Annotated in this window: 21 protein-coding genes; 9 read left to right on the forward strand and 12 right to left on the reverse strand. The window is 69.5% G+C overall.

Annotated elements, in window-relative coordinates; genetic code table 11:
* The first annotated feature begins 169 nt into the window (after positions 1-169).
* A complete protein-coding gene (locus tag AB6A66_RS16075; protein ID WP_371056676.1) occupies positions 170-1,075 on the forward strand; it encodes a LysR family transcriptional regulator in 906 nt (301 codons plus the stop codon).
* A gap of 253 nt (positions 1,076-1,328) precedes the next feature.
* Here AB6A66_RS16075 and AB6A66_RS16080 read toward each other — a convergent pair whose 3' ends face one another.
* Together AB6A66_RS16080 and AB6A66_RS16085 are read right to left on the reverse strand one after the other, a co-directional pair.
* Complete coding sequence (locus tag AB6A66_RS16080; RefSeq protein ID WP_371056677.1) at positions 1,329-1,505, reverse strand: hypothetical protein; 177 nt, start codon at positions 1,503-1,505, stop codon at positions 1,329-1,331.
* Between the two features lie 166 nt (positions 1,506-1,671).
* Positions 1,672-1,932: a hypothetical protein gene (locus AB6A66_RS16085; protein ID WP_371038342.1), complete on the reverse strand. Its 261-nt coding sequence runs from the start codon at positions 1,930-1,932 to the stop codon at positions 1,672-1,674.
* A gap of 120 nt (positions 1,933-2,052) precedes the next feature.
* Between AB6A66_RS16085 and purL the strand changes: the two genes are divergently transcribed.
* Positions 2,053-4,212 (forward strand): phosphoribosylformylglycinamidine synthase subunit PurL, encoded by a 2,160-nt coding sequence (gene purL, locus AB6A66_RS16090; protein WP_371056678.1) that lies wholly within the window; start codon positions 2,053-2,055, stop codon positions 4,210-4,212.
* Between the two features lie 87 nt (positions 4,213-4,299).
* Here the strand turns inward: purL and AB6A66_RS16095 are convergent, their stop codons facing one another.
* Positions 4,300-5,178, reverse strand: a complete 879-nt coding sequence (locus tag AB6A66_RS16095; RefSeq protein WP_371056679.1) for an NAD(P)-dependent oxidoreductase — start codon at positions 5,176-5,178, stop codon at positions 4,300-4,302.
* A gap of 91 nt (positions 5,179-5,269) precedes the next feature.
* Between AB6A66_RS16095 and AB6A66_RS16100 the strand changes: the two genes are divergently transcribed.
* Complete coding sequence (locus AB6A66_RS16100) at positions 5,270-7,744, forward strand: penicillin acylase family protein (protein ID WP_371056680.1); 2,475 nt, start codon at positions 5,270-5,272, stop codon at positions 7,742-7,744.
* Here the strand turns inward: AB6A66_RS16100 and AB6A66_RS16105 are convergent.
* Complete coding sequence (locus AB6A66_RS16105) at positions 7,739-8,668, reverse strand: DMT family transporter (RefSeq protein WP_371056681.1); 930 nt, start codon at positions 8,666-8,668, stop codon at positions 7,739-7,741. The genes AB6A66_RS16100 and AB6A66_RS16105 overlap by 6 nt on opposite strands.
* A 79-nt stretch (positions 8,669-8,747) precedes the next feature.
* On the opposite strand from AB6A66_RS16105, the gene AB6A66_RS16110 reads away from it, so the two are divergent.
* Positions 8,748-9,692 carry a LysR family transcriptional regulator gene (locus tag AB6A66_RS16110; protein WP_371056682.1) on the forward strand — a complete coding sequence of 315 codons (945 nt, stop codon included), beginning with the start codon at positions 8,748-8,750 and terminating at the stop codon, positions 9,690-9,692.
* 21 nt (positions 9,693-9,713) lie between these two features.
* On the opposite strand, the gene hflX is transcribed toward AB6A66_RS16110, so the two are convergent.
* From hflX to AB6A66_RS16135, 5 genes are all read right to left on the reverse strand, one after another.
* Complete coding sequence (hflX, locus tag AB6A66_RS16115; RefSeq protein WP_371038336.1) at positions 9,714-10,988, reverse strand: GTPase HflX; 1,275 nt, start codon at positions 10,986-10,988, stop codon at positions 9,714-9,716.
* Positions 10,989-11,004: 16 nt separating this feature from the next.
* The gene (hfq, locus tag AB6A66_RS16120) at positions 11,005-11,244 is read right to left on the reverse strand and encodes an RNA chaperone Hfq (RefSeq protein WP_371038335.1); all 240 of its coding nucleotides are present in this window, start codon (positions 11,242-11,244) and stop codon (positions 11,005-11,007) included.
* A gap of 168 nt (positions 11,245-11,412) precedes the next feature.
* The gene (locus AB6A66_RS16125; protein WP_371056683.1) at positions 11,413-12,927 is read right to left on the reverse strand and encodes a TrkH family potassium uptake protein; all 1,515 of its coding nucleotides are present in this window, start codon (positions 12,925-12,927) and stop codon (positions 11,413-11,415) included.
* A 7-nt stretch (positions 12,928-12,934) separates the two neighbouring features.
* The gene (gene trkA, locus AB6A66_RS16130) at positions 12,935-14,311 is read right to left on the reverse strand and encodes a Trk system potassium transporter TrkA (RefSeq protein ID WP_371038333.1); all 1,377 of its coding nucleotides are present in this window, start codon (positions 14,309-14,311) and stop codon (positions 12,935-12,937) included.
* 93 nt (positions 14,312-14,404) lie between these two features.
* Positions 14,405-16,825 carry an FAD-dependent oxidoreductase gene (locus AB6A66_RS16135; RefSeq protein WP_371056684.1) on the reverse strand — a complete coding sequence of 807 codons (2,421 nt, stop codon included), beginning with the start codon at positions 16,823-16,825 and terminating at the stop codon, positions 14,405-14,407.
* 211 nt (positions 16,826-17,036) lie between these two features.
* On the opposite strand from AB6A66_RS16135, the gene AB6A66_RS16140 reads away from it, so the two are divergent.
* Positions 17,037-19,445 carry an FAD-dependent oxidoreductase gene (locus tag AB6A66_RS16140; protein ID WP_371056685.1) on the forward strand — a complete coding sequence of 803 codons (2,409 nt, stop codon included), beginning with the start codon at positions 17,037-17,039 and terminating at the stop codon, positions 19,443-19,445.
* Between the two features lie 56 nt (positions 19,446-19,501).
* The gene (locus AB6A66_RS16145) at positions 19,502-20,116 is read left to right on the forward strand and encodes an NTP transferase domain-containing protein (RefSeq protein WP_371056686.1); all 615 of its coding nucleotides are present in this window, start codon (positions 19,502-19,504) and stop codon (positions 20,114-20,116) included.
* Here the strand turns inward: AB6A66_RS16145 and AB6A66_RS16150 are convergent.
* From AB6A66_RS16150 to AB6A66_RS16160, 3 genes are all read right to left on the reverse strand, one after another.
* Positions 20,089-20,712, reverse strand: a complete 624-nt coding sequence (locus tag AB6A66_RS16150; protein WP_371038329.1) for a Hint domain-containing protein — start codon at positions 20,710-20,712, stop codon at positions 20,089-20,091. The genes AB6A66_RS16145 and AB6A66_RS16150 overlap by 28 nt on opposite strands.
* Positions 20,713-20,912: 200 nt before the next feature.
* Complete coding sequence (locus AB6A66_RS16155; RefSeq protein ID WP_371056687.1) at positions 20,913-22,643, reverse strand: Hint domain-containing protein; 1,731 nt, start codon at positions 22,641-22,643, stop codon at positions 20,913-20,915.
* 688 nt (positions 22,644-23,331) lie between these two features.
* Complete coding sequence (locus tag AB6A66_RS16160) at positions 23,332-24,573, reverse strand: Coenzyme F420 hydrogenase/dehydrogenase, beta subunit C-terminal domain (protein WP_371056688.1); 1,242 nt, start codon at positions 24,571-24,573, stop codon at positions 23,332-23,334.
* Positions 24,574-24,737: 164 nt separating this feature from the next.
* Between AB6A66_RS16160 and AB6A66_RS16165 the strand changes: the two genes are divergently transcribed.
* The 3 genes from AB6A66_RS16165 (at position 24,738) to AB6A66_RS16175 (ending at position 26,616) form a co-directional block, all read left to right on the forward strand.
* Positions 24,738-25,415, forward strand: a complete 678-nt coding sequence (locus AB6A66_RS16165; RefSeq protein WP_371056689.1) for a rhomboid family intramembrane serine protease — start codon at positions 24,738-24,740, stop codon at positions 25,413-25,415.
* 140 nt (positions 25,416-25,555) lie between these two features.
* A complete protein-coding gene (locus AB6A66_RS16170) occupies positions 25,556-26,038 on the forward strand; it encodes a UDP-N-acetylglucosamine--LPS N-acetylglucosamine transferase (protein WP_371038325.1) in 483 nt (160 codons plus the stop codon).
* A complete protein-coding gene (locus AB6A66_RS16175; protein ID WP_371056690.1) occupies positions 26,035-26,616 on the forward strand; it encodes a glycosyltransferase in 582 nt (193 codons plus the stop codon). The genes AB6A66_RS16170 and AB6A66_RS16175 overlap by 4 nt, the downstream gene beginning before the upstream one ends.
* Positions 26,617-26,806 lie beyond the last annotated feature (190 nt).

Here is a 26,806-nt window from a genome sequence, read left to right on the forward strand (position 1 = left end):
ACGCTAGGTACCTAGTATTTGCCGTTCGGGATAATAGGTCATAACACATGACCCGTATAGCCCATTCGGATCGCGTTTCGTCACGGAAAAGAGACCTGGATGCGACAAGGTCCGCATGATTGTCGGGGACGGGCTTGAGCGGGGGCGCAAGTTGAGGAACGATACGATCATGGATTGGGACAAGTTGCGGATCTTTCACGCGGTCGCGGCCGCGGGAAGTCTCACCCACGCGGGCGAGGTGCTGGGCCTGTCGCAATCCGCGGTAAGCCGTCAGATCCGCGCGCTCGAGGAAAGCCTGAACGCGACGCTTTTCCACCGCCATGCGCGGGGTCTCATCCTGACCGAACAGGGCGAGCTTCTCTTCGACGCGACATCGGCCATGTCGAAGCGGCTCGACGCCGCCTCGGCCCGCATCCGCGACAGCGAGGAAGAGGTCTTCGGCGAATTGCGGGTCACCACCACGACGGGGTTCGGCTCGCTATGGCTCAGCCGACGCCTGCACCGCCTCTACGAGAAATATCCCGATCTCAAGATCGACCTGATGCTCGAGGAGCGCGTGCTCGACCTGCCCATGCGAGAGGCCGACGTGGCCATCCGCATGAAGGAACCCTCGCAGGCCGACCTGATCCGCAAGCGCCTGATGGGCGTGCGGATGCGCCTTTACGCCTCGCCCGCCTATCTCGAGGCTTCCGGGCGTCCCGAAACGCTTGACGATATCGCCAGCCACCGGCTGATCTGCCAGAGTCCGAGTTCGGTCCAGGTCAGCGCGGGGGCGACGCTCGTGCAGCACCTGATGACCTACAACGTCCGCTCCACGCTGACGGTGAACAACTATTTCGGCGTGCTGCAGGGCGTGCTCAGCAATCTCGGGATCGGCGTCCTGCCGGACTACCTGATGCACGACTTCCCGGATCTCGTCAGGGTACTCGATACCGTGGAAAGCAACGAGGTGCCGGTCTTTCTCGCCTATCCGGAGGAATTGCGGCAGTCGCGCCGCATCGCCGCCTTCCGCGACTTCGTCCAGTCGGAGATCGCCGCCTACCGGCGCCAGCGCCGGGCCGAAGCGGCGGAGTGAGCGCAACCGTGTTGAGGCATGCTGGCAACGCATGGCGGCATTGTCGTCCCGGCACCGGCTTAGTGCTTGATCGACTCGAAACCGCTCACTAATTCAGCAAGTGAAGTTGATGGCCCCAAGGGCCTCATCATCTTCACCTCCCTGTTGGACTATGGCCGAGACTTGGTCTCGGCCATTTTTTTTGCCCGCGCCGTAAAACGCAAACGGCCGCACCCTGTCTGGGATGCGGCCGGTTCGTTCAGCAAGGCGGAGGTCAGGAGGGGTCCACGAGCCCGCGGCGCATGCGCTCTTCGATGCCGTCCCGCGAGAGAGAGGATTTCGGGCGCCCGCCGTCGAGGCGCTGCTTTTCGGTCACCCGTGCGGAGATGTAGGCGAACGCGAGCACGAAGCCGAGCGTCCCGAGGCAGAGAATGATTGGAAGGCTGTCCATGACGTGATCCTTTCCTTTTGCGCTGTTGTGGTAAAGATACGCGCCGGTCACAGGCGCGGATCACGCGACAAGTCCCAAAAAACCTGTTTTTTCAATGGCATGCCAAAGAATACCGCGCAAAAGTCGCGTTACGTCAACCATTTGCGTGCTGCGCTGCGGCAGGCTGTCACGCCACGAGAAGAATGACGCCAATCCAGAAGATCGCGAGCCCCAGAAGGCCGAACTGCGCCGAAAAGAGGCTGAGAAGAAAGAGCAGGCCCAGCACGCCGCCCACGGCACCGGCCTGTCTTGCGGGCGGCAGCGCCTCGAGGCGGGCAATCACGCTCTGCACGTCCTCGCCGGGCCAGAACGGCGCCATGAGCGCGGCGGCGACGTCGCGCGCGCGCCGCGCGAGCGGGACCAGCAGTGTCAGCCGCGGGGTGCTCATCGCGGTGGCGTCCTCCCGGGAACCCGCATACCACGGTGTGGCGCGCCACGGCAACGCCCCTTCCCCCGGGCGCAGCCATGTCCTAAGACGTGCGCCGACTGGCGAAAACTGGGAAGACGCATGCAGGAACCGGCCATCACGCCCGAAATCGTCGAAGCCCACGGGCTGAAGCCCGCGGAATACGCCAACATCCTGCGCCTGCTGAACCGGGAGCCGACCTTCACCGAGCTCGGCATCTTCTCGGCCATGTGGAACGAGCACTGCTCCTACAAGTCGTCGAAGAAATGGCTGCGCACGCTGCCCACCGAGGGGCCGCAGGTGATCTGCGGGCCGGGCGAGAACGCGGGCGTGGTGGACATCGGCGACGGGCAGGCCGTCGTCTTCAAGATGGAAAGCCACAATCACCCCTCATACATCGAGCCCTACCAGGGCGCGGCCACCGGGGTGGGCGGAATCCTGCGCGACGTCTTCACCATGGGCGCGCGGCCCATCGCGGCGATGAACGCGCTCTCCTTCGGCCGGCCCGATCACCCGCGCACCCGCGCCCTCGTCCACGGGGTGGTCGAGGGGATCGGCGGTTACGGCAACGCCTTCGGCGTGCCCACGGTGGGCGGGGAGGTCCGCTTCCACCCGGCCTATGACGGCAACTGCCTCGTCAACGCCTTCGCCGCGGGACTCGCCGACGCCCACCGGATCTTCTATTCCGCCGCCTCGGGCGTGGGGCGCCCGGTGGTCTATCTCGGCGCGAAGACGGGCCGCGACGGCGTCGGCGGCGCGACGATGGCCTCGGCGGAGTTCGACGAGACGCTGGAGGAGAAGCGCCCCACCGTGCAGGTGGGCGATCCCTTCACCGAGAAGCGGCTGATGGAGGCCTGTCTCGAACTCATGGTCACGGGCGCGGTCGTCTCCATCCAGGACATGGGCGCCGCGGGGCTCACATGCTCGGCGGTGGAGATGGGCGACAAGGGCGGCCTCGGCATCCGGCTCGACCTCGACGCCGTGCCCTGCCGCGAGGCGGCCATGACCGCCTACGAGATGATGCTCTCGGAAAGCCAGGAGCGGATGCTCATGGTGCTCGACCCCGCGCGGGAGGCCGAGGCCAAGGCTGTCTTCGACAAGTGGGATCTCGATTTCGCGATCGTCGGCGAAACGATCCCGGAGGATCGTTTCCTCGTCATGCACAATGGCGCGGTGAAGGCCGACCTGCCCCTGCGTGCGCTCTCGGGCGAGGCGCCGGAATACGACCGCGCCTGGGAGCCCGCTCCCGAACCCGAGCCCCTGGGCGAGGTGCCGCAGGTGGACGCGATCGACGCGCTCCGCGCGCTCATCGCCAGCCCCAACTACTGCTCGCGGGAATGGGTCTGGCGGCAATACGACCACATGGTGATGGCCGACACGGTGGTGGGCCCCGGCCACGGGGCGGCCATCGTGCGGGTGCACGGCACGGGGAAGGCGCTGGCCTTCACCTGTGACGTGACGCCCCGCTATGTCGAGGCGAACCCGGTCGAGGGCGGCAAGCAGGCGGTGGCCGAGGCGTTCCGCAACCTCGTCGCCAAGGGCGCGCGGCCGCTCGCCGCGACCGACAACCTGAATTTCGGCAATCCCGAGAAGCCCGGGATCATGGGCCAGTTCGTCGGCGCGATCGAAGGGATCGGCGCGGCCTGCCGGGCGCTCGACATGCCGATCGTGTCGGGCAACGTGTCGCTTTACAACGAGACGGACGGCCAGCCGATCCTGCCCACGCCCACGATCGGCGGCGTGGGGCTGATCGAAGATCTCGACGAGGCCATCACCGGAACCGTGCGGGACGGGCACGTGGCGCTGCTGGTGGGCGAAACGGCCGGGCATCTCGGGCGCTCCGCGCTGCTTTGGGAGGTGTTCAACCGCACCGACGGCGACGCCCCGCATGTCGACCTTCTCGCCGAACGGCGGAACGGCGATTTCATCCTCGAAAACCGCGCGTTCATTCGCGCCTGCACCGACCTGTCCGACGGCGGTCTTGCGCTTGCGGCCTTCGAGATGGCCGAGGCGGCGGGCGTGGGCGTGGTCCTCGACGACAGCGACATGCCCGCCCTCTTCGGCGAGGACCAGGCGCGCTATCTCGTCGCCTGCAACTTCGACCAGGCCGAGGCGTTGATGATCGCGGCGGGAAGGGCGGGCGTGCCGGTCCGCGCCGTTGGGCGCTTCACCGGCGACACGGTGCGGATGGGCGGCGCCGAAGCGCCGCTCGCCGAGCTCTCCGCGCTCTACCGCGGCCGTTTCGCGGAGCTTTTCGCCTGAGCGGGACGCGGGGGCATCCGCGAGGATGTCCCGTCCCGACAGCATGACCGGCAAGCACAGGACCCTGGATCGGGGGTCCTGAGCCGGTTAGCGGCTGTCGAGCGCGCGAAGCCTCCGCACCAGCGAGGACGTGTCCCAGCGCCCGCCACCCAGCGCCTGCACGTCCTTGTAGAACTGGTCCACCAGCGCCGTCACGGGCAACGCCGCGCCGATCTCGTCGCCCGTGTCGAGGCAGATCCCGAGGTCCTTGCGCATCCAGTCCACTGCGAAGCCGAAATCGAACCGGTCGGCGAGCATCGTCTCCGCCCGGTTCGCCATCTGCCACGACCCGGCCGCACCCTGGCTGATGACCTCGAACACCTTCTCGCCGTCGAGGCCGGCCTTTTCCGCGAAGTTCACCGCCTCGGACAGCGCCTGGACGAGACCGGCGATTGCGATCTGGTTGCACATCTTGGTCATCTGGCCTGCCCCCGGGCCGCCGATGCGCCGGCAGAGCTTCGCGTAGGTCGCGATGACGGGCTCGGCGCGGGCATAGACGTCCTCCTCGCCACCGCACATCACCGACAGCTGCCCGTTCTCGGCGCCCGCCTGGCCGCCCGAGATCGGCGCGTCGACGAAATCGAGGCCCGCCTCCCGCGCGGCGGCATGCAATTCGCGCGTCACCTGGGCCGAGACGGTGGTGTGATCCACGAAGACCGCGCCTGCCTCCATGCCGGCAAAGGCGCCCTCCTCCCCCAGGCAGACCGCGCGCAGATCGTCGTCGTTGCCGACGCACGCCATCACGAATTCCGCACCCGCCGCCGCCGCGGCCGGCGTCGCGGCCCGGTCGCCGCCATGTTGCGCGACCCAGGCTTCCGCCTTGGAGGCCGTGCGGTTGTAGACCGTGACGGAATGCCCCGCGGCCGCGAGATGCCCTGCCATGGGGTATCCCATGACGCCCAGTCCGAGAAATGCGATCTTCGCCATGCGGCCTCCCCTCGCGTCTGTCTTGCCTTTCGGCCCGTCCCCGGTTTCTCTCGCGCCCGGGAATGGAAGACAAGGGCGCAAGGAGGTCGCGATGACGCGTCTCATCGGTTGGCTGCTCAGGATCGCGGGCGGACTCGTCCTGCTCGTCGTCCTGGCGGTGACCATCGTCTATTATCTCGCGTCGCGCTCGCTGCCCGACTACGGCAAGACCGTGACCGTGGCCGGCCTGTCCGCGCCCGTGGAGATCGTCCGCGACACGGCCAACGTGCCGCACATCTTCGGCCAGGCCGACGCCGATGTCTTCTTCGGGCTGGGCTACGCGCACGCCCAGGACCGGCTCTGGCAGATGATCACCATGCGCCGCACGGTACAGGGCCGGCTTTCGGAAGTGTTCGGTCGGCGCACACTCGAGATCGACACGCTTCTGCGCCGTCTCGGCCTCTATCGCCGCGCGCAAAGCTCCGTGGGCGTTCAGGACGCCCGCACGCTCGCCGCGCTCGAGGCCTACGCGGCGGGCGTCAACGCCCGGCTCGAGGAGATCAATCGCGGCAGCCTCGGGCGCGGCGCGCCGGAGCTGTTCATCTTCAACCAGCCGATCGCGCCATGGCAGCCGGCGGATTCGATCGCAATGGTGAAGCTGATGGCGCTACAGCTGTCCGGACATATCAACGAGGAGGTGCTGCGCGCGCGGGTCTCCCTCGCGCTCGAGGACCGGGCCGGACGGATCGCGGACATCCTGCCCGACGTTCCGGGCCAGGGGGTCGCCGCCCTGCCCGACTACGCGAGCCTCGTGCCCGGGCTGCCGCGCTACGCCGAGGCGCCCCGCGGCGCGCCGCGCGACCCGCTCTCGCCGGTGCCGGCGAGAGGCTTCGCCGGGGCCTCGAATGCCTGGGCCGCGGCGCCCTCGCGCTCGGCGGCGGGCGGCACGCTTCTGGCCAACGACCCGCATCTCGGCTTCTCCGCGCCGACGACCTGGTATCTCGCGCGGCTCGAGCTGTCCTCCGGCGGGGTGATCGGGGCCACGATACCCGGTATTCCCGCGGTGCTTTCGGGACGAAGCGCACAGCTCGGCTGGGGGCTCACCTCCGCCTATCTCGACGACCAGGACATCCTGCTCGAGGAGCTCAGCCCCGCCGACGCCTTGGAATACCGCACCCCCGATGGCTGGGAACCCTTCGAGACGCGCCGCGCCATCGTGGAGGTCGCGGGCGAGGCGCCGGTCACCATAACGCTGCGCAACAGCGCGAACGGCCCCGTCCTTCCCGGCACGCAATACGACCTCGGCACCGTGACGCCGCCCGGTCACGTGGCCGCGCTGTCCTGGACGGCGCTCGAGCCCGAGGACACGACGATGCGCGCGGCCATCGCGCTCATGTATGCCAGCTCCGTCGAGGAGGCGCTCGGGGCGGTCGAATACTATGTCGCGCCTGCGCAGAACCTCACCCTCGTCGATTCCGAGACCATCGCGCTCAAGATGATCGGCGCGATGCCCCGGCGGGACGACGCACACCAGAGCCGCGGGCGGCTTCCGGTCTTCGGCTACCTTCCGGAGAACCGCTGGCAGGGCCGTTTCCCGGTGACCGCGAACCCCGAGTTCCTCGCGCCCCGCGGCGGCATTGTCGGCAACACCAACAACAAGCTGCTGGAGCGGCCGTTCCCGCTTCACGTCTCCTATGCCTGGGGCGATACGCAGCGGGTGTTCCGCTGGCAAAGGCTGATGCAGAACCGCGAGGTGCACACCCGCGACAGCTTCATCGAGGCGCAACTCGACACCGTCAGCTTCACCGCGCGCTCCCTTCTGCCGCTCATCGGGCGCGATCTGTGGTTCACCGGCGAGGCGGCGCCCGAAGGCACGCCCGAGCGGCTGCGCCAGCGCGCGCTCCTGCTGCTGGCGGAGTGGAACGGCGAGATGAACGAACACCTGCCCGAGCCGCTGATCTACGCGGCCTGGCTGCGTGCGCTGCAGGACCGGCTCATCCGGGACGATCTCGGCCCCCTCGCCGACACGTTCAGCCATGTCGAGCCGCTCTTCATCGAGCGGGTCTACCGCGACGTCGACGGGGCGAGCGCGTGGTGCGACATCCGCCAGTCCACCGCGACGGAAAGCTGTACCGACATCGCGCGCCTCGCCCTCGATGACGCGCTGGTCCGGATCGCGGAGCGTTACGGCTCGCAACTCGAGTCGCTGCGATGGGGCGACGCGCACCAGGCCACGCATGATCACGCCGCGCTGGGGGAGGTGCCGGTGCTGCGCTACTTCGTGAACATCCGCCAATCCACCAGCGGCGGCGACAATACGCTGATGCGGGGCCTCACCTCCGGCGAGGACCCGGACCCGTTTCTCAACGTGCACGGCGCGGGCTACCGGGGTGTCTACGATTTCGCGGATCCGGACAGTTCGGTCTTCGTGACCGCGACCGGCCAGTCCGGGCACTTCCTGTCGCGGCACTACGACGATCTGGGGCAACTCTGGCGACGGGGCGAATACGTCAACATGTCGCTCGACCCCGACCTCGCGCGGGCGGGCGCCGTTGGCGTGACCGTGCTGCGGCCGAGCGACTCATAGGCCGAACAGGCGCTTCCGGCCGGTCAGGCCGGGCTCGCCGGGCCGCACCGCCGGCGCGATCAGGATCGCCGAGAGCACCAGCGCCGCCGCCGCCATCTCCCGCGCGCCGAGCGCCTCGCCGAAGGCCAGCGCACCGACGGCCAGCATGGTGGGCAGCTCGACGCTTCCGGCCGCCGCCGCCCGGCCCGGCCCGACCAGCGGCACGGCCGACACGTAAAGCAGTTGCGGAACGAGCGCCGTGGCTAGGCCCAGCCCCGCGACCATCAGCCAGGCGGACGCGCCCACGGGCACGAAGGTCGCGACGGGCGCGGCGACCACGAGCGGCATCATGCCCAGCACCGATCCCAGCGTCGCGCACACCATCCGCTCGGGCGCGGTGAGACCGTTCATGAAGGACGAGATGATCACGATCCCCAACCCGAAGGTGAGCGGCGCGGCCAGCGCCTTGAGCACGGCAAGCGGCGTCGCGCCACCAAGCCCCCCGCCTTCGGTCAGCAAGAGCGCGCCACCGAGGATCATCGCGCCCGAGAGCCAGCCGCGCCAACCCACCCAGGCGCCGGCCAGCAGCCATCCCAGAAGAAGCGCGAAGAGCGGGTAGCTCATGTAGATCACGCCCGCCGAAGCCACCGGCAGCGTCCGGAGCGCATCGAGATAGCCCAGCCAGCCGAGGCTCATGAGCATGCCGGTCCCCACCATGATCGCCGCCGGCTTCCGCTTTGCCCGCGTGCGCGGCAGGAAGGGCAGCATGATCGCGGTGGACAGCGCATAGCGATAGAAGGCGATCGAGGCGTCCGCCATGCCGGCCGCCTGAAGCTCGCGCGCGAAAAGCGGCACGAGACCGAAACAGACCGATGCGATCGCGATTGCCGCAGTGGCCGCGGCGGGGCTGGCAAGGCGGGGGGTGGAAAGCGTGGCGTGTGACATGCCACCCCCATACGCCGTTGCAGCCGACAAGAAAAATTCCTAAGTTTCAATCCTCACATGAAACGTTTTCATTTCCCGGATGCTGCCCCGTCTCAATCTTCACCATCTCGCCGTGCTGGAAACGCTGGCCGAAACAGGCACGCTCACCGCGACCGCGGCACGGCTCGGCGTGACTCAATCCGCCGTGTCGCACCGCCTGCGAGAGGCCGAGCGACGTCTGGGCGCGCCGCTCACGCGGCGTGGCGCGGGGGGCCGGCTGAACCTCACGCCCGAGGGCGAGCGGCTGAGGGACTTCGCTGCGCGCAGCCTCGGCGAACTCGCCCGCATCGAGCGCGAGATCGCGGCCGAGCGCGCGGGCGACCGTCGGCTCGTCCGGCTCGGCCAGGCGACCTACAGCCGGTATCACTGGCTTCCCGATTTCCTGAGCTTCCTCGCCACGCACGAGCCGGATCTGACCGTGGATCTTTCCGGCCAGGCGACGGCGCGGCCCTTCGCCAGCCTCGCCGAGGGTGCGGTGGACGTCGTCACGGTCTACGGCCGCCCGTCGGCCCTGCCCCGGCTGCGCTGGTATCTGCTGGGCGCGGACCCGCTGGTGGCGGCCATGGCCCCCACGCACCGCCTCGCCGCGGCGGAGATCGTGGACAGCCACGCCGTCGCCGGCGACCGGCTCTTCAGCTACCCGATTTCCGCCGAACCCGGGTTCGAATGGGAAACGCTGATCGGCCGGCCGAACGCGCCGATGCGCAACGTCACGCAGATGCCCACGCCGGAGGCCGTCATCGACCTTCTCCGCGCGGGCTTCGGCGTCGGCCTCTTCAGCCGCTGGGCGGTGGAGCCCGAGGTGAAAGACGGAACGCTCGTCACCCGGCCCGTGGGCGAGGAGGATGTCGCGCTCGACTGGTGGGCCGTGATGCGCGAAAGCGACCCCGAGGATGGACCCGCCGGCCGGCTCGCCCGCGGGCTCTTGCAGTGGTCGGAAGGGTACCGCAACCCGCTGGCGCGGCTCGGTTTCGAGACGGGGTGACCGTGCCGGAACGACCGGGCCTCAGCCCTGACGGTCACGCTCTGCCATGGCGCGGAACTGCGCCGCGTGACGCGGGCTCCAGCGCACGTCGATGTGGTAGCCCTCTTCGTCCTGCGTCTCGCCCGTGACGAGACCCTTGTCGAAAAGCCACGCCCGGCGGCGGCCGTCGTCGAACCCCAGATCCACCCGCTCCGTCCGCCGCTCGCCTTCCAGCGCGCGGGAGATCATCTGCGTCAGCGCCTCGAGCCCCTCGCCCGTCCAGGCCGAGATCATCGCCACGCCCGGTTTCCGCGCCGCCGCGGCGCGCGCGGCGTCCACGGCCGGCGGCGCCATCCGGTCGAGCTTGTTCCAGACCTCGATCTGCGGGGTCGTTTCCACGACGCCCAGATCCTCGAGGATGGTGCGGACATCGCGCGCCTGCTCCTCGGTCTCGGGGTGCGAGATGTCGCGCACATGCACGATGAGATCGGCTTCCAACACCTCTTCGAGCGTGGCGCGGAAGGCCGCGACGAGTTCCGTCGGCAGGTCGGAGATGAATCCCACCGTGTCCGACAGGATCACTTCGGGCCCGTCCGGCAGGCGGATCGCGCGCATGGTGGGATCGAGCGTGGCGAAGAGCATGTCCTTCGCCATCACCTCCGCGCCTGTCAGGCGGTTGAAAAGCGTCGACTTTCCGGCGTTGGTGTAGCCCACCAGCGCAACGATCGGATAGGGCACCTTGGCGCGCGCCGCGCGGTGCAGCGTTCGCGTCTTCACCACCTTGTCGAGCTGGCGGCGCAGACGCACGAGCTGTTCGTCGATGGCGCGGCGGTCGGCCTCGATCTGGGTTTCGCCGGGGCCGCCCACGAAACCGAGGCCGCCGCGCTGACGCTCGAGGTGGGTCCAGGCGCGCACGAGCCGCGTGCGCTGGTAGGAAAGCGCCGCCATCTCGACCTGGAGGACACCCTCCCGCGTCGCGGCGCGGTCGGAGAAGATCTCGAGGATCAGCCCCGTCCGGTCGAGGAGTTTCACCTTCCAGGCACGTTCGAGGTTGCGCTGCTGCACGGGCGTCACCGGCCCGTCGATCAGGACAAGCTCGATGCCGTCCTCCGTGAAGCGCCGCCCAAGCTCCTCGATCTTCCCGGACCCGAAGAGCGTGCCGGGATGGGCCTTGGGTAGCCGCACGATCTCGGCCCACTCGACGTCGAGCCCCGGCAGCGCGGCGGCGAGCGCCACGGCCTCTTCCAGCGCGTGGACGGGCTCGCGGCGCACAGGCTCCGTACGGATATCCGGATGAAGCACCGCGGCCGGGGTCATCCCGCTTTGCGAGGTGTCAGCTATTTTCGTCGCCGTCGTAAAGGTTGATGGGCTGGGCCGGCATCACCGTGGAAATCGCGTGCTTGTAGACGAGCTGCGATTGCCCGTCGCGGCGCAGGAGCACGCAGAAATTGTCGAACCAGGTGATCACGCCCTGAAGCTTCACGCCGTTTATCAGGAAGACCGTCACCGGAACCTTGGTCTTGCGCACATGGTTGAGAAAGGCGTCCTGAAGATTTTGTCGGTCCGATGCCATGAATTCTTGCCCTGTTTTCTTTCGGTCTTTTGCTCTGTTGCCGTTCCATCGGGCCACGCGCAACCGCCCCGCGAGGCCCGGGCGCACTTTCCCGGCCGGAGTATGTCTTGCATGACCCGGAGTTTCCAGCCCCAATCCGGGCGAGCGCCGCCGCCAGCCGCGGCGCGCTCACCGTCGCCAGAGTTCCGGCGTGATCAGGGCGATGATGGCAAGCATCTCGAAACGGCCGAGCACCATGGCCGCGCAGAAGACGAGCTTGGCCGCCCCCGGCAGCATGGCGAGCGAGATGGGCGTCTCGAGCGCGGAGGTGACGAGCGGCCCGGTGGTCGAAAGCGCCGCGATGGTCAGCACCAGCGCCTCCTCGAAACCGGAGCCGAGCGCGGCGAACACGACCGTCACGAGCGCGAGGCTCAGCGCGAAGAGCATGAAGAAGATCCACGCCACGAAGGCCCCGCGGCGCCGCAGCCGTCGGGAGAAGACGCTCGCACGACCGACCGAGGAGGGATGAACAAGCCTTTCCACCTCGCGCATCCCGTTGAGATAGAGCGCGTAGACCCGCAGAAGCTTGACCCCGCCCGCCGTGGTGGCCACGCCGCCCCCCACGAGCGCGAGCCCGAGCAGGATGAGTCCGGTCGTCTCCAGCCCCGACCAGTTCTGCGCGGCGTCCCAGTCCGCGCTCATGAAGCCGGTGGTGGTCAGATACGACAACACGGTGAAGATCGCGCCCCAGAGCGCCCGCAGCACGGCGCCGAGGTTTTCCTCCTCGCCGAAATCGAAGGCCCCGAGCCAGTGTCGCAGGAACAGAACGAGGGGCACGCCCAGTACGATCAGAAGCCCGAGGCGGAATTCCGGATCGTTGTGCAGCCCGGTCCGCTGCGTCGCGATCGTGTCGCTGGAAAAGGTGAGCCGCGACAGGGCGAAAAACAGGAACAGGAAGATCACCATCTCGCCGCCGCGCCCCGCGCCCGAGACCTCGAGCCCCCCGGTCGCGGAGATCCCCGAGGTGGACATCACCGACATGGCGTGCACCAGCGCGGGCAGCGTCGTTTCGCCCATGATCATCAGCATCACCCAGAGCGCGCCGGTCAGCCCGACATAGACGGGCGCGAGCGCCGCGGTGGCCCGCGCAAGCCGCGTCGCGGGCGCGGCGGCATGCATCTGGGGCTGGCGGCCCTCGCCCTGCCCCGGCTCGGCCGAGGCGGTCACCTCGAAGCCGCCGAGGTTCAGCGGCGCGAGGATCGACGCGGCGGCCACCCAGATCAGGAGGCCGCCCAGCCAGCCGACCTGCGCGCGCCACAGATGCAGTGCGGGCACCAGCCGGCCGGGATCCTCGAAAAGCGTGGCGCCCGTCGTCGTCAGGCAGGATACCATCTCGACATAGGCGTTGAGGAAGGACGTGGTCCGCACCGCCTCGTGGAAGGGGATCGCCATCGCGGTGGGCAGCAGCGTGAACACGCCGAGCAGCGACAGCAGCTGTCGCAGCGTGTCGCGCTCGGGCGGGCGACCCCAGCGCGCCACGGCCACGAGCGTCACCAGGATGAGCCCGAGCGTGCCGGCATAGAAAAAGGTGCGCGCGACGTGGTGATCGCCGTCCACCCGCGCCACCCCCGCGGGAAGGTACATCGACAGGGCGACGACGCCGGTCAACAGCAGCAGAAGCGGAAGACGGTAGAGCCTGCCCATCGCCGGCTCAGAAGAAATCGATCGAGACCTGGAGCAGGCGCTCCACCTCGGGCACGTCGCCGGCGAGCGCGAAGAACAGGACCACGTCGCCATCCTCTATGCGCAGCCCGCCGGTGGGCTTGAGAACCTCGCCATTCTTCTTGACCGCGCCGACGAGGACGCCCTCGGGAAAGTCGATGTCGCGGATCCGCTGTCCCGCGAGGGGCGAGGTCGACAGAACCTCCGCCTCGATCACCTCGGCCTCGGCGTCGCCGATGGAATACACGCCGCGCACCCGCCCGTGCCGGATATGGCGCAGGATCGAACTGACCGTGGTGGCGCGCGGGTTGATGTAGGCGTCCACGCCCAGCGTGCCCATCAGCGGCTCGAGGGTCGGGTCGTTGACCAGCGCGATGCCCATCGGGCAGCCCAGCGACTTCGCGCGCACCGCGGCGAGCATGTTGGTCTTGTCGTCGTCGGTCACGCAAAGCACCGCGTCGGCGCGTTCGATGTTGGCCTCTTGCAGAAGCGCCACGTCGAGACCGTCGCCGTAAAGCACGATGGTGCGTTCGAGCGCGTCCGCCGCGCGTTCCGCCTGGGCGCGGTCGCGCTCGATCACCTTCAGGCGGATGCGCTGGGCGCGTGCCTCGAGCGCGCGGGCGACCGTCAGCCCGACATTGCCGCCGCCGATCAGCACGACGCGCTCGGTGCGCTTGTGATCCTTGCCGAAGATCTCGAGCGTGCGGCCCACGTCCTTGGCATGGGCGACGATATAGGCCTGATCGCCCGGAAAGAGCTGGTCGCCGGGCTCGGGCGCGAAGAGCGTGCCCTCCCGGCGCACGCCCACGACGACGGCGCGCAGCGTGGAGAAGAGGTCGGTCAACTGCCGCAGCGGCGTGTTGACGACCGGGCAGGCCTCACCGATGCGCAGCCCCAGAAGCTGCGCGTCGCCGTCGAGGAAGGTCTCCGTGTCGAAGGTCGACGGCGCCGACAGGCGCTGCAGCGCGGCCTCGGCCACCTCGCGCTCGGGGCTGATGACCACGTCGATCGGCATGTGGTCGCGCCGGTAGAGGTCGGAATAGATCGCCGTCATGTAGGACTGGGCCCGCAGCCGAGCGATCTTGCGCGGGACGGAAAAGACCGAATGCGCCACCTGGCAGGTCACCATGTTGACCTCGTCGGAATGGGTGGCGGCGATGATCATGTCCGCGTCGCGCGCGCCGGCGCGCTCCAGGATGTCGGGGTAGGAGGCGAAGCCCGCAATGCCCTGCACGTCGAGCGAGTCCGTCGCGCGGCGTACCAGCTCCGGGTTGTTGTCCACCACCGTGACGTCGTTGCGTTCCCCCGAAAGGTGGCGCGCGATCTGCCAGCCGACCTGCCCCGCACCGCAGATGATGACCTTCATGTGGAGCGGGCTCCCCTGCTTCCGGAAGCCTCTGCTTGGCAGAAGCCCCGCCCGGGGTCAATCTCGCCCCGGTCGCGGCGCGGTCCCCGGGACTCAGGCCCTCAGCCGCGCGCCCTGCGGATCGAACGGGGCCTGCGGCAGCACGCGGGCCGGGTGCGGCCGGCCAAGCAGCATCACCTCCACCTCCGCGCCCGGGGCCACGCCGTCGAGGAAGCCCAGGGCGAGCGAGCGCCCGACCGCGTAGCCGTAGGCGCCCGAGGTCACGCGGCCCGCGCCGCGGCCTTCGTGAAAGACCGGCTCGCCGCCCGTGGCGTCAGCCCGCGAGGCCTCTGCGGCGGCGTGGTCGATCTCGATCAGGCGAAGCGCCTCGCGGGCCGGGCGGCCCATCGTCTCGGCGGCGGCGTCGCGGTTGAGGAACGGCTTGTCGAGCTTCACGAGCCGTTCCAGCCCGACCTCCTGGGGCCAGTATTCCGGACTGTATTCGCGCCCCCAGGAGCCGTAGCCCTTCTCGATGCGCAGCGACATCAGCGCGCGCGAGCCGACGGGCGCGGCGCCAAGCGCGCGCCCCTCCTCGAGAAGCGCCTCGTAGAGGCGGAGCTGGTCGTCCTCGCGGCAGTGCAGCTCCCAGCCCAGATCGCCGGTGAAGGAGACCCGCAGCGCCGTCACCTCGACGCCCGCGACCTCGATCCGCTTCGAGCGCAGGAAGGGAAAGTCGGGCGTGGCGAGCGAGGCGCCGGTGAGCCGCTGCAGCAGCGCGCGGCTTTCCGGCCCCGCGACGTTGAAGCCGCAATGGCTATCGGTAAGGGACTCGAACACGGTGCCCGCCGGCAGCGGCACCTCGCGGAAGAAGCGGCTGTGGTAACGCTCGGCGAGCCCAGAGCCGATGATCCAGTATTCCTCCGGCGCGAGGCAGGTCACCGTGAAGTCGCCCGCGATCCCGCCGCGCTTCCCGATCAGCGGCGCAAGGCAAGAGCGGCCGGGTTCCGCGGGAATGCGGTTGGCGAAGACGGCCTCGCACCAATCATGGGCGCCGGGTCCGGCGACGCGGTACTTGGCGAAGTTCGAGATGTCGATGACGCCCGCGCGCTCGCGGAGCGCGCGGGCCTCCTCGCCCACCGGCGCCCACCAGTTCTGCCGCGTGAAGCCCAGCGTGTCCTCGGTGCCCGGCGCGTCCGCGAACCAGAGCGGATGCTCCCAGCCGTAGTTCAGCCCGAAGACCGCGCCCATCGCCTTCTGCGTGTCGTAGACGGGGCGCGTGCGCACCGGACGGCCGGCCGCGCGTTCCTCGTTCGGGAAATGGATCGCGAAGCGGTGGGCGTACTGGTCGCGCACCCGCGCCCTGGTGAAGGCGGGCCCCGCCCAGGCCCCGAAGCGCGCCACGTCCCAGGCGAAGAGGTCGTGGCGCATCTCGCCCTCGGTGATCCACTGCGCGGCCATCAGCCCCATGCCCCCCGACTGCGAGAAGCCGGGGATGATGCCGTTGGCGCAGAAGTAGTTCGACAGCTCCGGCACCGGCCCGAACAGCACGTTCGCGTCCGGCGACCAGATCATCGGCCCGTTGATCACGCGCTTGATCCCCGCCTCGCCCACGGCGGGCACCCGCTCGATCGCGCGCATCATGTTCTCCTCGATGCGCTCGAGGTCGTCGGCAAAGAGCTCGTGGCCGAAGCCCCCCGGCGTGCCCTCCTCGGCCCAGAGCCGGACGTCGCGCTCGTAGGCACCCACGAGAAGCCCCTGCCCTTCCTGGCGGAGGTAGTATTCCCCGTCCCGGTCCGCGACCGAGGGCAGGCGGCGGTCTATCGCGGCGATCTCGGGGATCGTCTCGGTGACGAAATACTGGTGCTCGGTGGGCTGGAGCGGAAGCTCGATGCCGGCCATGCGCGCCACCTCGCGGCCCCAGAGCCCGGCCGCGTTCACCACCCAGTCCGCGCGGATGTCGCCCTTCTCCGTCCGGACGAGCCAGGTGCCGTCGGGCATCTGCTCGGTCGCGGTGACGGGGGCGAAGCGGTGGATCTCGGCGCCCCGCGCCCGGGCACCCGCGGCGTAGGCCGCGGTGACGCCCGAGGGATCCACGTTGCCGCCGTCGGGCTCGTACATGATGCAGCGCACGCCCTCGAAATCGACGAGCGGGTGCAGCCTCTCGGCCTCGTCGCGGCCGATTTCGTGAAAATTCATGCCGTAGAGGCGGGCCTTGGCCGCCTGCAGGCGGAGCTGGTGCTCGCGCGCCTCGGTCTGCGCAAGGTAGAGCGAGCCGGGCTGGAACACCCCGCAGCCCTGCCCCGTCTCCTGTTCCAGCTCGCGGTAGAGCTGCATCGTGTAGTGCTGGATGCGGCTTATGTTGGTGTTGTCGTGCAGCCCGTGGATGTTGGCGGCGGCGTGCCAGGTGGACCCCGAGGTGAGCTCGTCGCGCTCCAGCAGCACGACGTCCGTCCACCCCGCCCTGGCGAGATGGTAGAGGATGGAGCATCCGATGACGCCGCCGCCGATCACGACGGCCTGGGCATGGGTTCTCATGAGGCCTGTTCCTTCGCGGTTTCGGCCAGACTGCACCGCGCCGACCCGCGCGGATCGCCGGAACCCGACATTCGATGTCGCCATGGGCCTTCGCGCAAGCGGCCCCAGCCCCCGGCGCCGCACCTCATCCGCGACATTCCGTGTCGCAGCCGGGCTTGCCATCCGGCCCGCAGCTTCAGAGGGTGGCGCAAAGCCAACGCGGAGGATCCCCATGAAGACCACCACCCGTGTCGCCGTGATCGGCGGCGGCGTCGTCGGCTGCAGCGTGCTCTATCACCTGACCAAGCTCGGCTGGAGCGACGTGATGCTGATCGAGCGGTCCGACCTCACCTCGGGGTCCACCTGGCACGCGGCGGGGGGGTTTCACACCCTCAACGGGGACACCAACATGGCCGCGCTGCAAGGCTACACCATCCGGCTCTACAAGGAGCTGGAGGAAATCACCGGCATGTCCTGCGGGCTGCACCACGTGGGCGGCGTGACGCTGGCCGACGACCGCGACCGCTTCGACATGCTGCTCGCCGAGCGCGCGAAGCACCGATACATGGGCCTCGACACCCATATCGTCGGGCCCGACGAGATCCGGAAGATCGCGCCCATCACCAATCTCGAGGGAATCATCGGCGCGCTCTACGACCCGCTCGACGGACATCTCGACCCCTCGGGCACCACCCACGCCTACGCCAAGGCCGCGCGGATGGCCGGCGCCGAGATCGTCACCCACTGCATGGTGCGCGAGACCAACCAGCGCGCCGACGGCAGCTGGGACGTGGTGACCGACAAGGGCACGATCCATGCCGAGCACCTCGTGAACGCCGCCGGCCTCTGGGCGCGCGAGGTGGGCGCGATGGCGGGCGTCTATTTCCCGCTGCACCCGATGGAGCACCAGTACATCGTCACCGACGAGGTACCCGAGATCTACGAGCGCGACGAGGAGCATCCCCATGTCATGGACCCGGCGGGCGAAAGCTATCTTCGCCAGGAGGGGCGCGGCCTTTGCATCGGCTTCTACGAGCAGCAGGCAAAGCCCTGGGCCGTGGACGGGACGCCCTGGGATTTCGGCCACGAGCTGCTGCCCGACGATCTGGACAAGATCGAGGAGTCGATCGCCTTCGCCTATCGCCGCTTCCCCGTGCTGGAGCGCGCGGGCGTCAAGTCGGTGATCCATGGCCCCTTCACCTTCGCCCCCGACGGCAACCCGCTGGTGGGCCCGGTGCCGGGGATGCGCAACTACTGGTCCGCCTGCGGCGTGATGGCCGGCTTCAGCCAGGGCGGCGGCGTGGGGCTGATGCTCGCCCAGTGGATGATCGAGGGCGAGTGCGAGCGCGACACCTTCGCCATGGACTGCGCCCGCTTCGGCGACTGGATCACGCCCGGCTACACGCGCCCCAAGGTCGTCGAGAATTACCAGAAACGCTTTTCCGTCTCCTACCCGAACGAGGAGCTGCCGGCCGCGCGGCCTTTCCGCCAGACGCCGATGTACGACATCTTCGATCGCATGGGCGCGGTCTGGGGCCACCAGTACGGGCTCGAGGTGGCGAACTACTTCGCCGAGGAAGGCGAGCCGCGCTGGGAAACCCCGAGCTTCCGCCGCTCCAACGCCTGGGACGCCACCCGGCGCGAGGTGAAGACCGTCCGCGAGGCCGTCGGCATCAACGAGGTCCACAACTTCGGCAAGTATCTCGTGACGGGGCCGAACGCGCGTGCCTGGCTCGACCGGATCATGGCCGGGCGCATCCCGAAACCCGGGCGGCTCTCGCTCACACCGATGCTCTCGCCCCGCGGGCGGCTCTGGGGCGACTTCACGGTCTCCTGCCTCAACGAGGAGAGCTTCCAGCTGACCGCGAGCTACGGCGCGCAGGCCTTCCACATGCGCTGGTTCCAGATGAACGAGACGGAGGGCGTGCGGATCGAGAACGTCTCGGACCGGCTGAACGGCTTCCAGATCGCGGGGCCGTTGGCCCGCGACGTGCTGGCCGCCTGCACGCGCAGCGACATCGCGGACATGGCGTTCCTTGACGTGCGTCGGCTCACCGTCGGCATGGCCGATTGCCTCGTACAGCGCGTGAGCTATACCGGCGATCTCGGCTACGAGATCTACTGCGACCCGATGGAGCAGCGCGCGCTCTGGTCGGCGCTTCAGGAGGCCGGGCAGCCCCACGGCATGAAACCCTTCGGGATGCGCGCGATGATGTCGCTCCGCCTCGACCGGTTTTTCGGCTCCTGGGGATCGGAGTTCTCGCCCGATTACACCGCCGCCGAAACCGGGCTCGATCGCTTCATCGCGTTCCGGAAGAACGCGGATTTCATCGGCCGCGCCGCTGCCGAGGCCGAGCGCGCGGAGGGCGCGACCCGGACGCTCCGCCCCTTCGAGGTGGACACGCTCGACGCCGACGTCCACGCCTACGAGCCGATCTGGATCGGCGGCGAAGTCCGGGGCTTCTGCACCTCGGGCGGCTATTCGCACCACGCGGACAAGGCCGTGGCCCTGGGGCTGATCCCCTCCGAGGCGGCCGCGCCCGGCCTCGAGGTCGAGATCGAGATCTTGGGCGAGATGCGGCCGGCGCGGATGCTGGAAGACGCGCTCTTCGATCCCGATGGCGCGCGGCTGCGGGGCTGAGACCCCGCGCAGGGTGCGGGCCGGGAATTGGGGTGTCTGCCTTCGATGGAACGCGGATGACACAGGGCCTCGCGATCCTGATCCCGGCCGCGGGGGCGTCGTCCCGCATGCGCGGGCGCGACAAGCTGATCGAGGAGGTGGAGGGCCGGCCGCTGCTCGCGCTTCTCGCCGGGCGCGCGCGCGCCGTGACGGACACCGTGATCGTCACCCTGCCGGAGCCGCCCGGCGCGCGCGGGGCGGCGCTCGCCGCGCTCGACGTGACCTGCGTTGCCCTGCCCGATGCCCGGCAGGGCATGGCCGCCTCCCTGCGCGCGGGCGTCGCGGCGCTGCCGCCCGGCATTCGCGGGCTGATGATCCTGCCCGCGGACATGCCCGAGATCCGGCAGGAGGACATGCAGCGGCTGGCGGACGCGTTCGCGAAGGCCCCTGAGGCGATCTGGCAGGGTGCGGCCGAAGACGGCACGCCGGGCCATCCCGTGCTCTTTCCCGCCGACTGCCTGCCCGCGATCGCGGCCGTGACCGGCGATACCGGCGCGCGCGAGGTGTTGCGCGCGCAGGCGCACCGCGTGCGCCGCCTGGCGCTGCCGGGCCGGCGCGCGCTCACCGACCTCGACACGCCGGAGGACTGGGCGCGATGGCGCGCTCAGCGCGCGGCGGACAGGACCGACTGAGCGCCCGGCGCCGGGGTCGATGGCCTCGCCCAGCCGCGCAGCGTCACGAGTTCGGGGTAGAGGCGCAGAAGTTCCTGGCGCATCGGGTTCGACGGGTCGCCCAGCGCCTCGTCGTCGACGCGCGCGGCCTCGAGCCAGACGCCATCGGCATTGATGGACTGCGTGCCGACGAACATCGGATGGATGTAGGTCGTGTCCCGCGCCGGTTCCTGCTCCACCCCTTCGAAACAGGTCAGGTGGATCGCCGCCATCGGAACCTCGCGCTGCCCGACCCAGCTGAGCGTGCGCGCGTCCGCGAAGGCGACCCGCGTTTGCGGCGACACGACGAGATCACGCTCCGGCAGGCCCGGCCCGAACGCCCCCGCCCGGATCCGGACCGGGCGCAGTTCGGGGGTTCCCGCCAGCCGGTCGCGCGACAGAAGCCGCCGCCCAAGCCACACGATCTTGCGCGGCCCCGCGTCGCGGGTCAGAAGCTCCACGCCGACGGAGAGACGTTCCAGCGCCTCGCCACCGCGCGACGTGGCGACGAAACCACCGGTGTCGCGGCATTCCGGCGCGATCTCGCCGGTCTCGGTGAAGGTGATGGCGAACGGCATGATCTCAACTCCATTTACGCGGCCCCGAAGGACCAGACACGTTACATCCCCCGTGGCCGGACCTGTCCGGCCACGGGGAAGGATGGGGCGCCGGCCGTTTGCCGGCCGGCGCCGGGCGGGCCCTTCCGTTTCGGGAAAGGTGCCGCCCGCGGGATGGTCCCCCGGCAGACCCCGGAGCCGGTGCCGGCCCCGGCCGCAAGTCAGTCCTGCAGCAGCCGCGCCTCGTGCTTCTTCAGCGTGCGGCGCGCCGCCCGGAAATCGCCATCTGCGCCCTCTTTCGCAAGCTCCGGGAAAAGTTCGAGGATTTCGTTACGCTGGGCGTTTCCAATGCCCTTCAAAGTGTAATCGCCGGGCTGGAAGCTTTCCGTCCACGCCCCGTTCGACAGCACCACCTCGTGGTGCTCGAACATGAAGTGCAGGTAGGTCACCCCCAGCGTTCCGACCTCCTGCACCCCGGAGAGCCCGGTCAGATGCTTGGCCGCGGCCAGCACCTCCCGCTCGTCGAAGTAGAGGGTGGTCTTGTCGTTGGCGACGAGAACCCGGTGGTTCGGGCTGACCAGGAGGTCGCGCTCCGGCAGCCCGTTGCCGAGCGCGCCCGCCTCGATGAGAATCGGCCTCAGATGCGGCATCCGGGCAATCTGGTGCCCGGTCAGCGTCTGTGTGCCGATCCAGGCGATTTCCTGGATGCCGTTGTCGCGGGTGATGACGCGGTCGCCCGCCTTCAGATCCTCGACCAGCCGTTCGCCGCGCGGGGTCGCGATGACCGTGCCCGGCGTGAAACACGGAATCACCTTCTCGATGTTCCAGAACTTCGCGCTGCCGGCCACGGCACCGTCCCCGTCGAGGAACTCCACCCGTCCGTCGAGGCCGTTGCCGTCCTTGTCGGGCCTGGTGTCCACCACCCGCAGCGGACCCGCGCCCGTCAGGTCGAGCGTGTCGAAATCGTCGCCGCCGAAGCCGCCGAATATCTTGTCGCCGTCAGTGATGTCGCGGAACACGTCCCGGCCGTGACCGCCGGACAGGATATCGGCCCCGCTGCCGCCTGAAAGCGTATCGTCGCCGGCGCCGCCGAAAAGCAGATCGTGCCCGCTTTCCCCGTGAAGCACGTCGTCGCCGCGTCCGCCCACGACGATGTCGTTCCCCTCGCCCGCCAGGACCGTATCGTCACCCGCGCGGGCTTTCACGATGTCGTCGTCGGGCCCGAGGAAGGGAAACTTGTTGTCGCCCCCGTCGATCACGTCGCCGTGACGGTCGCCGGTGTAGGCGACGTCGATCAGATCGTCCCCCTTGGTGCCCTCCACGAAGCCGTTGGCGTTCGCGCATGGCGGCAGGGTCGAGAAATGCATGTCGCTCAGCGTGATGCCTTGCGCGCCGCCCGTGCCGTCGGCGTCGTCGATCTCGATGCGGGCGACCGGCCCCGGGATTTCCACCAGCGTGGAGGCGGATGCCGGGCCCGCCCCGCCATCATCCTGCGCCCCGGTCAGCAGACCGCCGGACCGCAGCACGCCCGCGCCGGGCGTGACGGTCACCGGAACGGCCTTGCCCGTGGCGTCGAAGGCGCGCACGCTGGCCAGCTCTGCATGAGATCCCGGCAGCCCGCCCCGACCGTCATCGGCCGCGATGCGGAAGCACACGTTCTCGACCTCGGGCCCGAAGGCAGGGTCGGTGGCGGTGAAATCGAAAGTGGCGATGGCCCCACCCGCCGTGTGTTCGGACCCCGGGTGGCCAGACAGCGCGACGCATGAGCCCCGGTCGAAGGCGTCTCCATGCGCGGGACCGAATGCCTTCGATCCGGCTTCCGCCGGTGCGGTCGCGGGGGCACGGCCAAAGCCGATCTGGACGGCGACACCGTCGAGGTCGACCGACTTCGTTTCCCCGGAAGCCTCCGCGGCCGGTCCAAGCGATGTCCAACTCAATACGCGTTCGGGCATTGCCCGTCACCTTTCCCTCTCGACCCATCCTTACGATGGACGTCGCTCGCCCTGCTTTCCTTTCCGCGCCCGGGTCGCAACGCAGCGCGCTGACGGCCTTCGGGCGTTCCATGTCACGCGCCGCTCGCAGGGCATGCCCGGGCAACGCGACCCTCGCAAGGCGACTGTAGAAGGCGCAGCCCCGATCCCAAACGCAAAAACGGCAAGAAAGGGGTCACGGAATGGCTTACTCGCCATGATTTTCACGGTCGCGCCCTCTGGCAAAAGGACCGCATTGTTTCCCCATACGTATACGAAGAGCCTCCCGACCCATCATAATTTCCGTTTCGTCGGGTAATCACGCGCCGGACCGACCGATGCGTTCGGGTATACTGCAAAGATTGGTTCTGATTAGTGAACAATCGGAGAACCGGAATGTGGCGGAACATGGGCAACGCGCGCGCCCGCCACTGTTTGCGCGGGCCCATCAATTGCCCGGTGCGCGCGCCATTGGCCACAGCGGCCGCGGCGTCCGCGCGAATCGATCCCGAGGCTTCCGTCCTGCAGGCTGGAACGACCGCCGCGATCACACGCAAGCTGCATGGAAGCTCCGCGACCCATGCGCCGGCAAGGCCGCGCAGGCCTCTTCCACGCCGCGTCCGGGCGGAGCGGTCCGCGGCGCGTGGCTGTCCCGGACGCAGCGAAGGTTTTACGGCGCGCGGCCGCGAAGGATCCGCCGCGCCATCCCGGCGAAGTTCTTCACGAACGCCCGCGGAGCGGCCTGTCGCGCCGCGGCCCCGAGGCGCAATCCCCGGTAGCGCGGCACGGGCTTGCCGAAAAGCCGAAGCGCCGCGAGACGCGCCAGAAGCACGGTGCGGCGATTGAACTGGCCGGGCTGCATCCGCGCCAGCGCGCGCGGGTCGAAAGCGGTGGTTTCCAGCCGGCCCGCGGCCTCGGCAGCCGCGAGAAGGCGTTGCCCGGTCTTCGTGCGCGCGACCACGAGGCTGACGCCGTCGCGCTCCTCGAAGACGGGATAGCCTTGCTCGTCGCACTGCCATGCGTCCGCGCAGACGATGTCCGCGGCCTTGCCCGTGCCGTCCGCACAGATCTTGCAGCGGTGCTGGACGTGGCGGCTGAGGATCCCGCCCCAGCTTTCCGCATAACTCATCGAGCGGCTGACGCCATCGGCCCGCGTCGCGGTGGCCTGGCCGGGCCAGCCCCGTCCACGGTACCGGAAGGCCGTGATCCCGGACGGGTCGAGACCGAGCGCACGAGCCACCTCCTCGGCACCGGTTTGCGACGGCACGCCGGCGCAGAAGAAGGAAAGGACCACGGGAAAGGTTTCCGCGATGTGCGGATCCTGCCGCGACAGCGCCCGCAGCGCCGCCACGTCACAGGGCTTGCCGACGAAAGCGAAACGGCGCCCGGTTCCGAGAGACGCGCCGAGGCCCGCCAGCGGCGCGGAGGGCGCATAGCGCGAGCCTGCGGCCTCACAAATTTCCGAAACCTTGGTGGAGAGCGTCGGGGTGTTGGCGTAGGGGGGCGCTTCGGCCGCCCGCGTCTGGATCACACCGTCGACCTCTCCTTCCGCCAGCAGATGCACGAGAAGGGCGGAAAGCGCACCGCCCGAGGACGCGTCGAAGCGAAGTCCGGGATCGGTCGAATGCCCCGCGCGCATCTCCAGGTAGGGCCCCCACAGCGCGTGATCCCGCCGCTCGCCGGCGTCCACCGTCTGGCCGAGCCCGGGACAGACCTGCGAGATCAGCCGCTCCTCTGTCTCGGTCAGAGCCCCTGACTGGCGCGGGCGCAAGAACCCCGGCGGCTCCATCTTCATGCTGACGCGCTCGGGCGCGATCATCGCGCACGCGCCACACCCGGCGCAGAGGTTGCCGCGCGCGACACGGGCCAGCGACGGCGACGGGGCTTCGGTTCTGGCGCGGCTCTCGGTCATTCGGTCTCGATCCCTGGGGTCATGCAATCCTGGGCCAGCTTACCTTTCGCATCCGCCGTCCTGCCCGGTCCAGCCCGCAGATGGGCGCGGGACCCGGTGCGGCCGGCAAGGGGCGCGGCGCGGCGCCTCTTGTCAACCCTGCCGTCAGCCTGCAGGAGACGGTCATGAGGCCCTTTGAAACGAGACATTCGGGACCCGGCGCCCGCCGGCGCGTCGGTCTGCCCGGCGCCGTCCTCGCGCTGGTCGCGATCAACCTGCTCGTCGAGGCCTGTCTCGCGGGCGCGGATGCCGGATGGTGGGGCAGTCCGGCCTGGCGCACGCTCGCCTACCACAACGGCGCTTTCTGGGGCGGCCTTCTGGACAACTGGCGCCCGAACTACCCGTTGCAGCCAGCGACGATGTTCGCGACCTACGCGTTCCTCCATGCCGGCATCGGACATCTGGCCGGAAACATGCTGGTGCTCCTCATCCTCGGCGGCATCGTGGCGCGCCGCGCCGGTCAGGGCGGCTTCGTGGTCATCTACCTCGCATCGGCGGTCCTGGGCGGCGCGGCCTTCGCGGTCCTGAGCGACAGCCCGCAACCCATGGTGGGCGCATCGGGGGCGCTTTTCGGGCTCGCCGGCGCCTGGAAGGCGTGGGAACTGGACGAGCTGCGCGCCGCGGGTCTCAGCCGCTGGCCGGTCTGGCGCGACATCGCCGCGCTCGCAGCCCTCAACGTGATCTTCTGGTATCTTCTGGGCGGCGTGCTGGCGTGGCAGACGCATCTGGGCGGATTTCTCGGCGGGGCTCTGGTCTCGACGATCATCGGGCCGCGGCACATCCGGCCCTGCCCCGGCGATTGACCCGGCGGCCCGGACCGGCCCGCGCCGTCCTTGGCAGTTTCCTGTTTACGCCACAGAGTCTCCGCGCAAAGGTCAGGAAGGCGGGATAGCCCTCAGCCGATGGATGCGAGCCTCGAGCAGCCGACGGAGCCCGAAACGCGATGAAGAGACCGATCCGCATCATGGCCGTCGCCTCCGCCGGGGGCCACTGGATGCAACTCTTGCGGCTGCAGCCGGCCTGGGACGGCTGCGAGGTCACGTTCGTCAGCACCGATCCCGGTTTGCGGTCGGAGGCGGAAAGCGCCGCGGCCGCCCGTGGCCAGGCCAGGCCGGGGTTCGTCGTCGTGCAGGAGGCGAACCGCTGGCAGAAGGCCCGTCTCGTCCTGAGCCTGCTGCAAACCGCGCTCGCGGTGCTGCGCCTGCGGCCCGACGTGGTGATCACGACCGGCGCGGCGCCGGGTTTCTTCGCGGTGCGGCTCGGCGGGCTGATGGGCGCGCGGACCGCCTGGGTCGACAGCATGGCGAATGCCGAGAAACTGTCCCTCTCCGGCAAGAAGGCCGGACCGCACGCCGACCTGTGGCTCACGCAGTGGCCGCATCTCGCGTCGCCCGACGGCCCGGATTACAAGGGGTCCGTGATTTGATCTTCTTCACCGTCGGCACGCAGCTTCCCTTCGACCGCCTGACCCGGGCGGTGGACGAATGGTGCGCGGAGACCTCCGCCGACCTGACGGTTTTCGGGCAGGTCGGCTGCCTGGGACCGAACAGCTACCGCCCCGCGTCCTTCGCCTTCGAGGAGCGGATCACGCCGCAGGAGTTCGTGGCGAAGGCGAAACAGGCGACCGTGATCGTCAGCCACGCGGGCATGGGCACGATCATCACGTCCCTGACCCTCTCCAAACCGCTCGTCGTGCTCGCGCGGCGCGCGCAATACGGCGAGCAGAGGAACGATCACCAGGTCGCGACCGTACGGCATCTGGGCCAGCGCAGCGGCCTGACCGTCGCCGCGAGCGAAGCGGATATCCCGAAGATCCTGGACCGGCTCGTGGCACAGGATCGCCAGGACGCCGCGGCGGACGCCCTGCCGACCTACGCCGACGAACGCCTCATCGCGTCGCTGCGCGACTTCATCCACGACGGGCATCGGGGCGTGCGCGACGCCCGCCCCTCCGACGCGGCGCCGCCCGCCCGGTCCGGTCACGCCCGACGCCAGCGGTCCTGATAGGGCCGCGGCGGGCGCGCGGCAGCCTGCGGCATTCCCGGCCCTTGCGTCCGGGCATGGTCTTCGGCCAGCTTCGTGACGGTGGGAGGGGCCCGCACCCGGCGCGCGCCCGGCGCGGCGGCGGGCACGGCCCGAAACGCACCTCCCGCACGAGCCGACGCGGCCGGGCGCGTCGGCGCGCCCCGCGAAC

This window comes from Rhodosalinus sp. K401 (assembly GCF_041365735.1).
GTDB lineage: Bacteria > Pseudomonadota > Alphaproteobacteria > Rhodobacterales > Rhodobacteraceae > Rhodosalinus.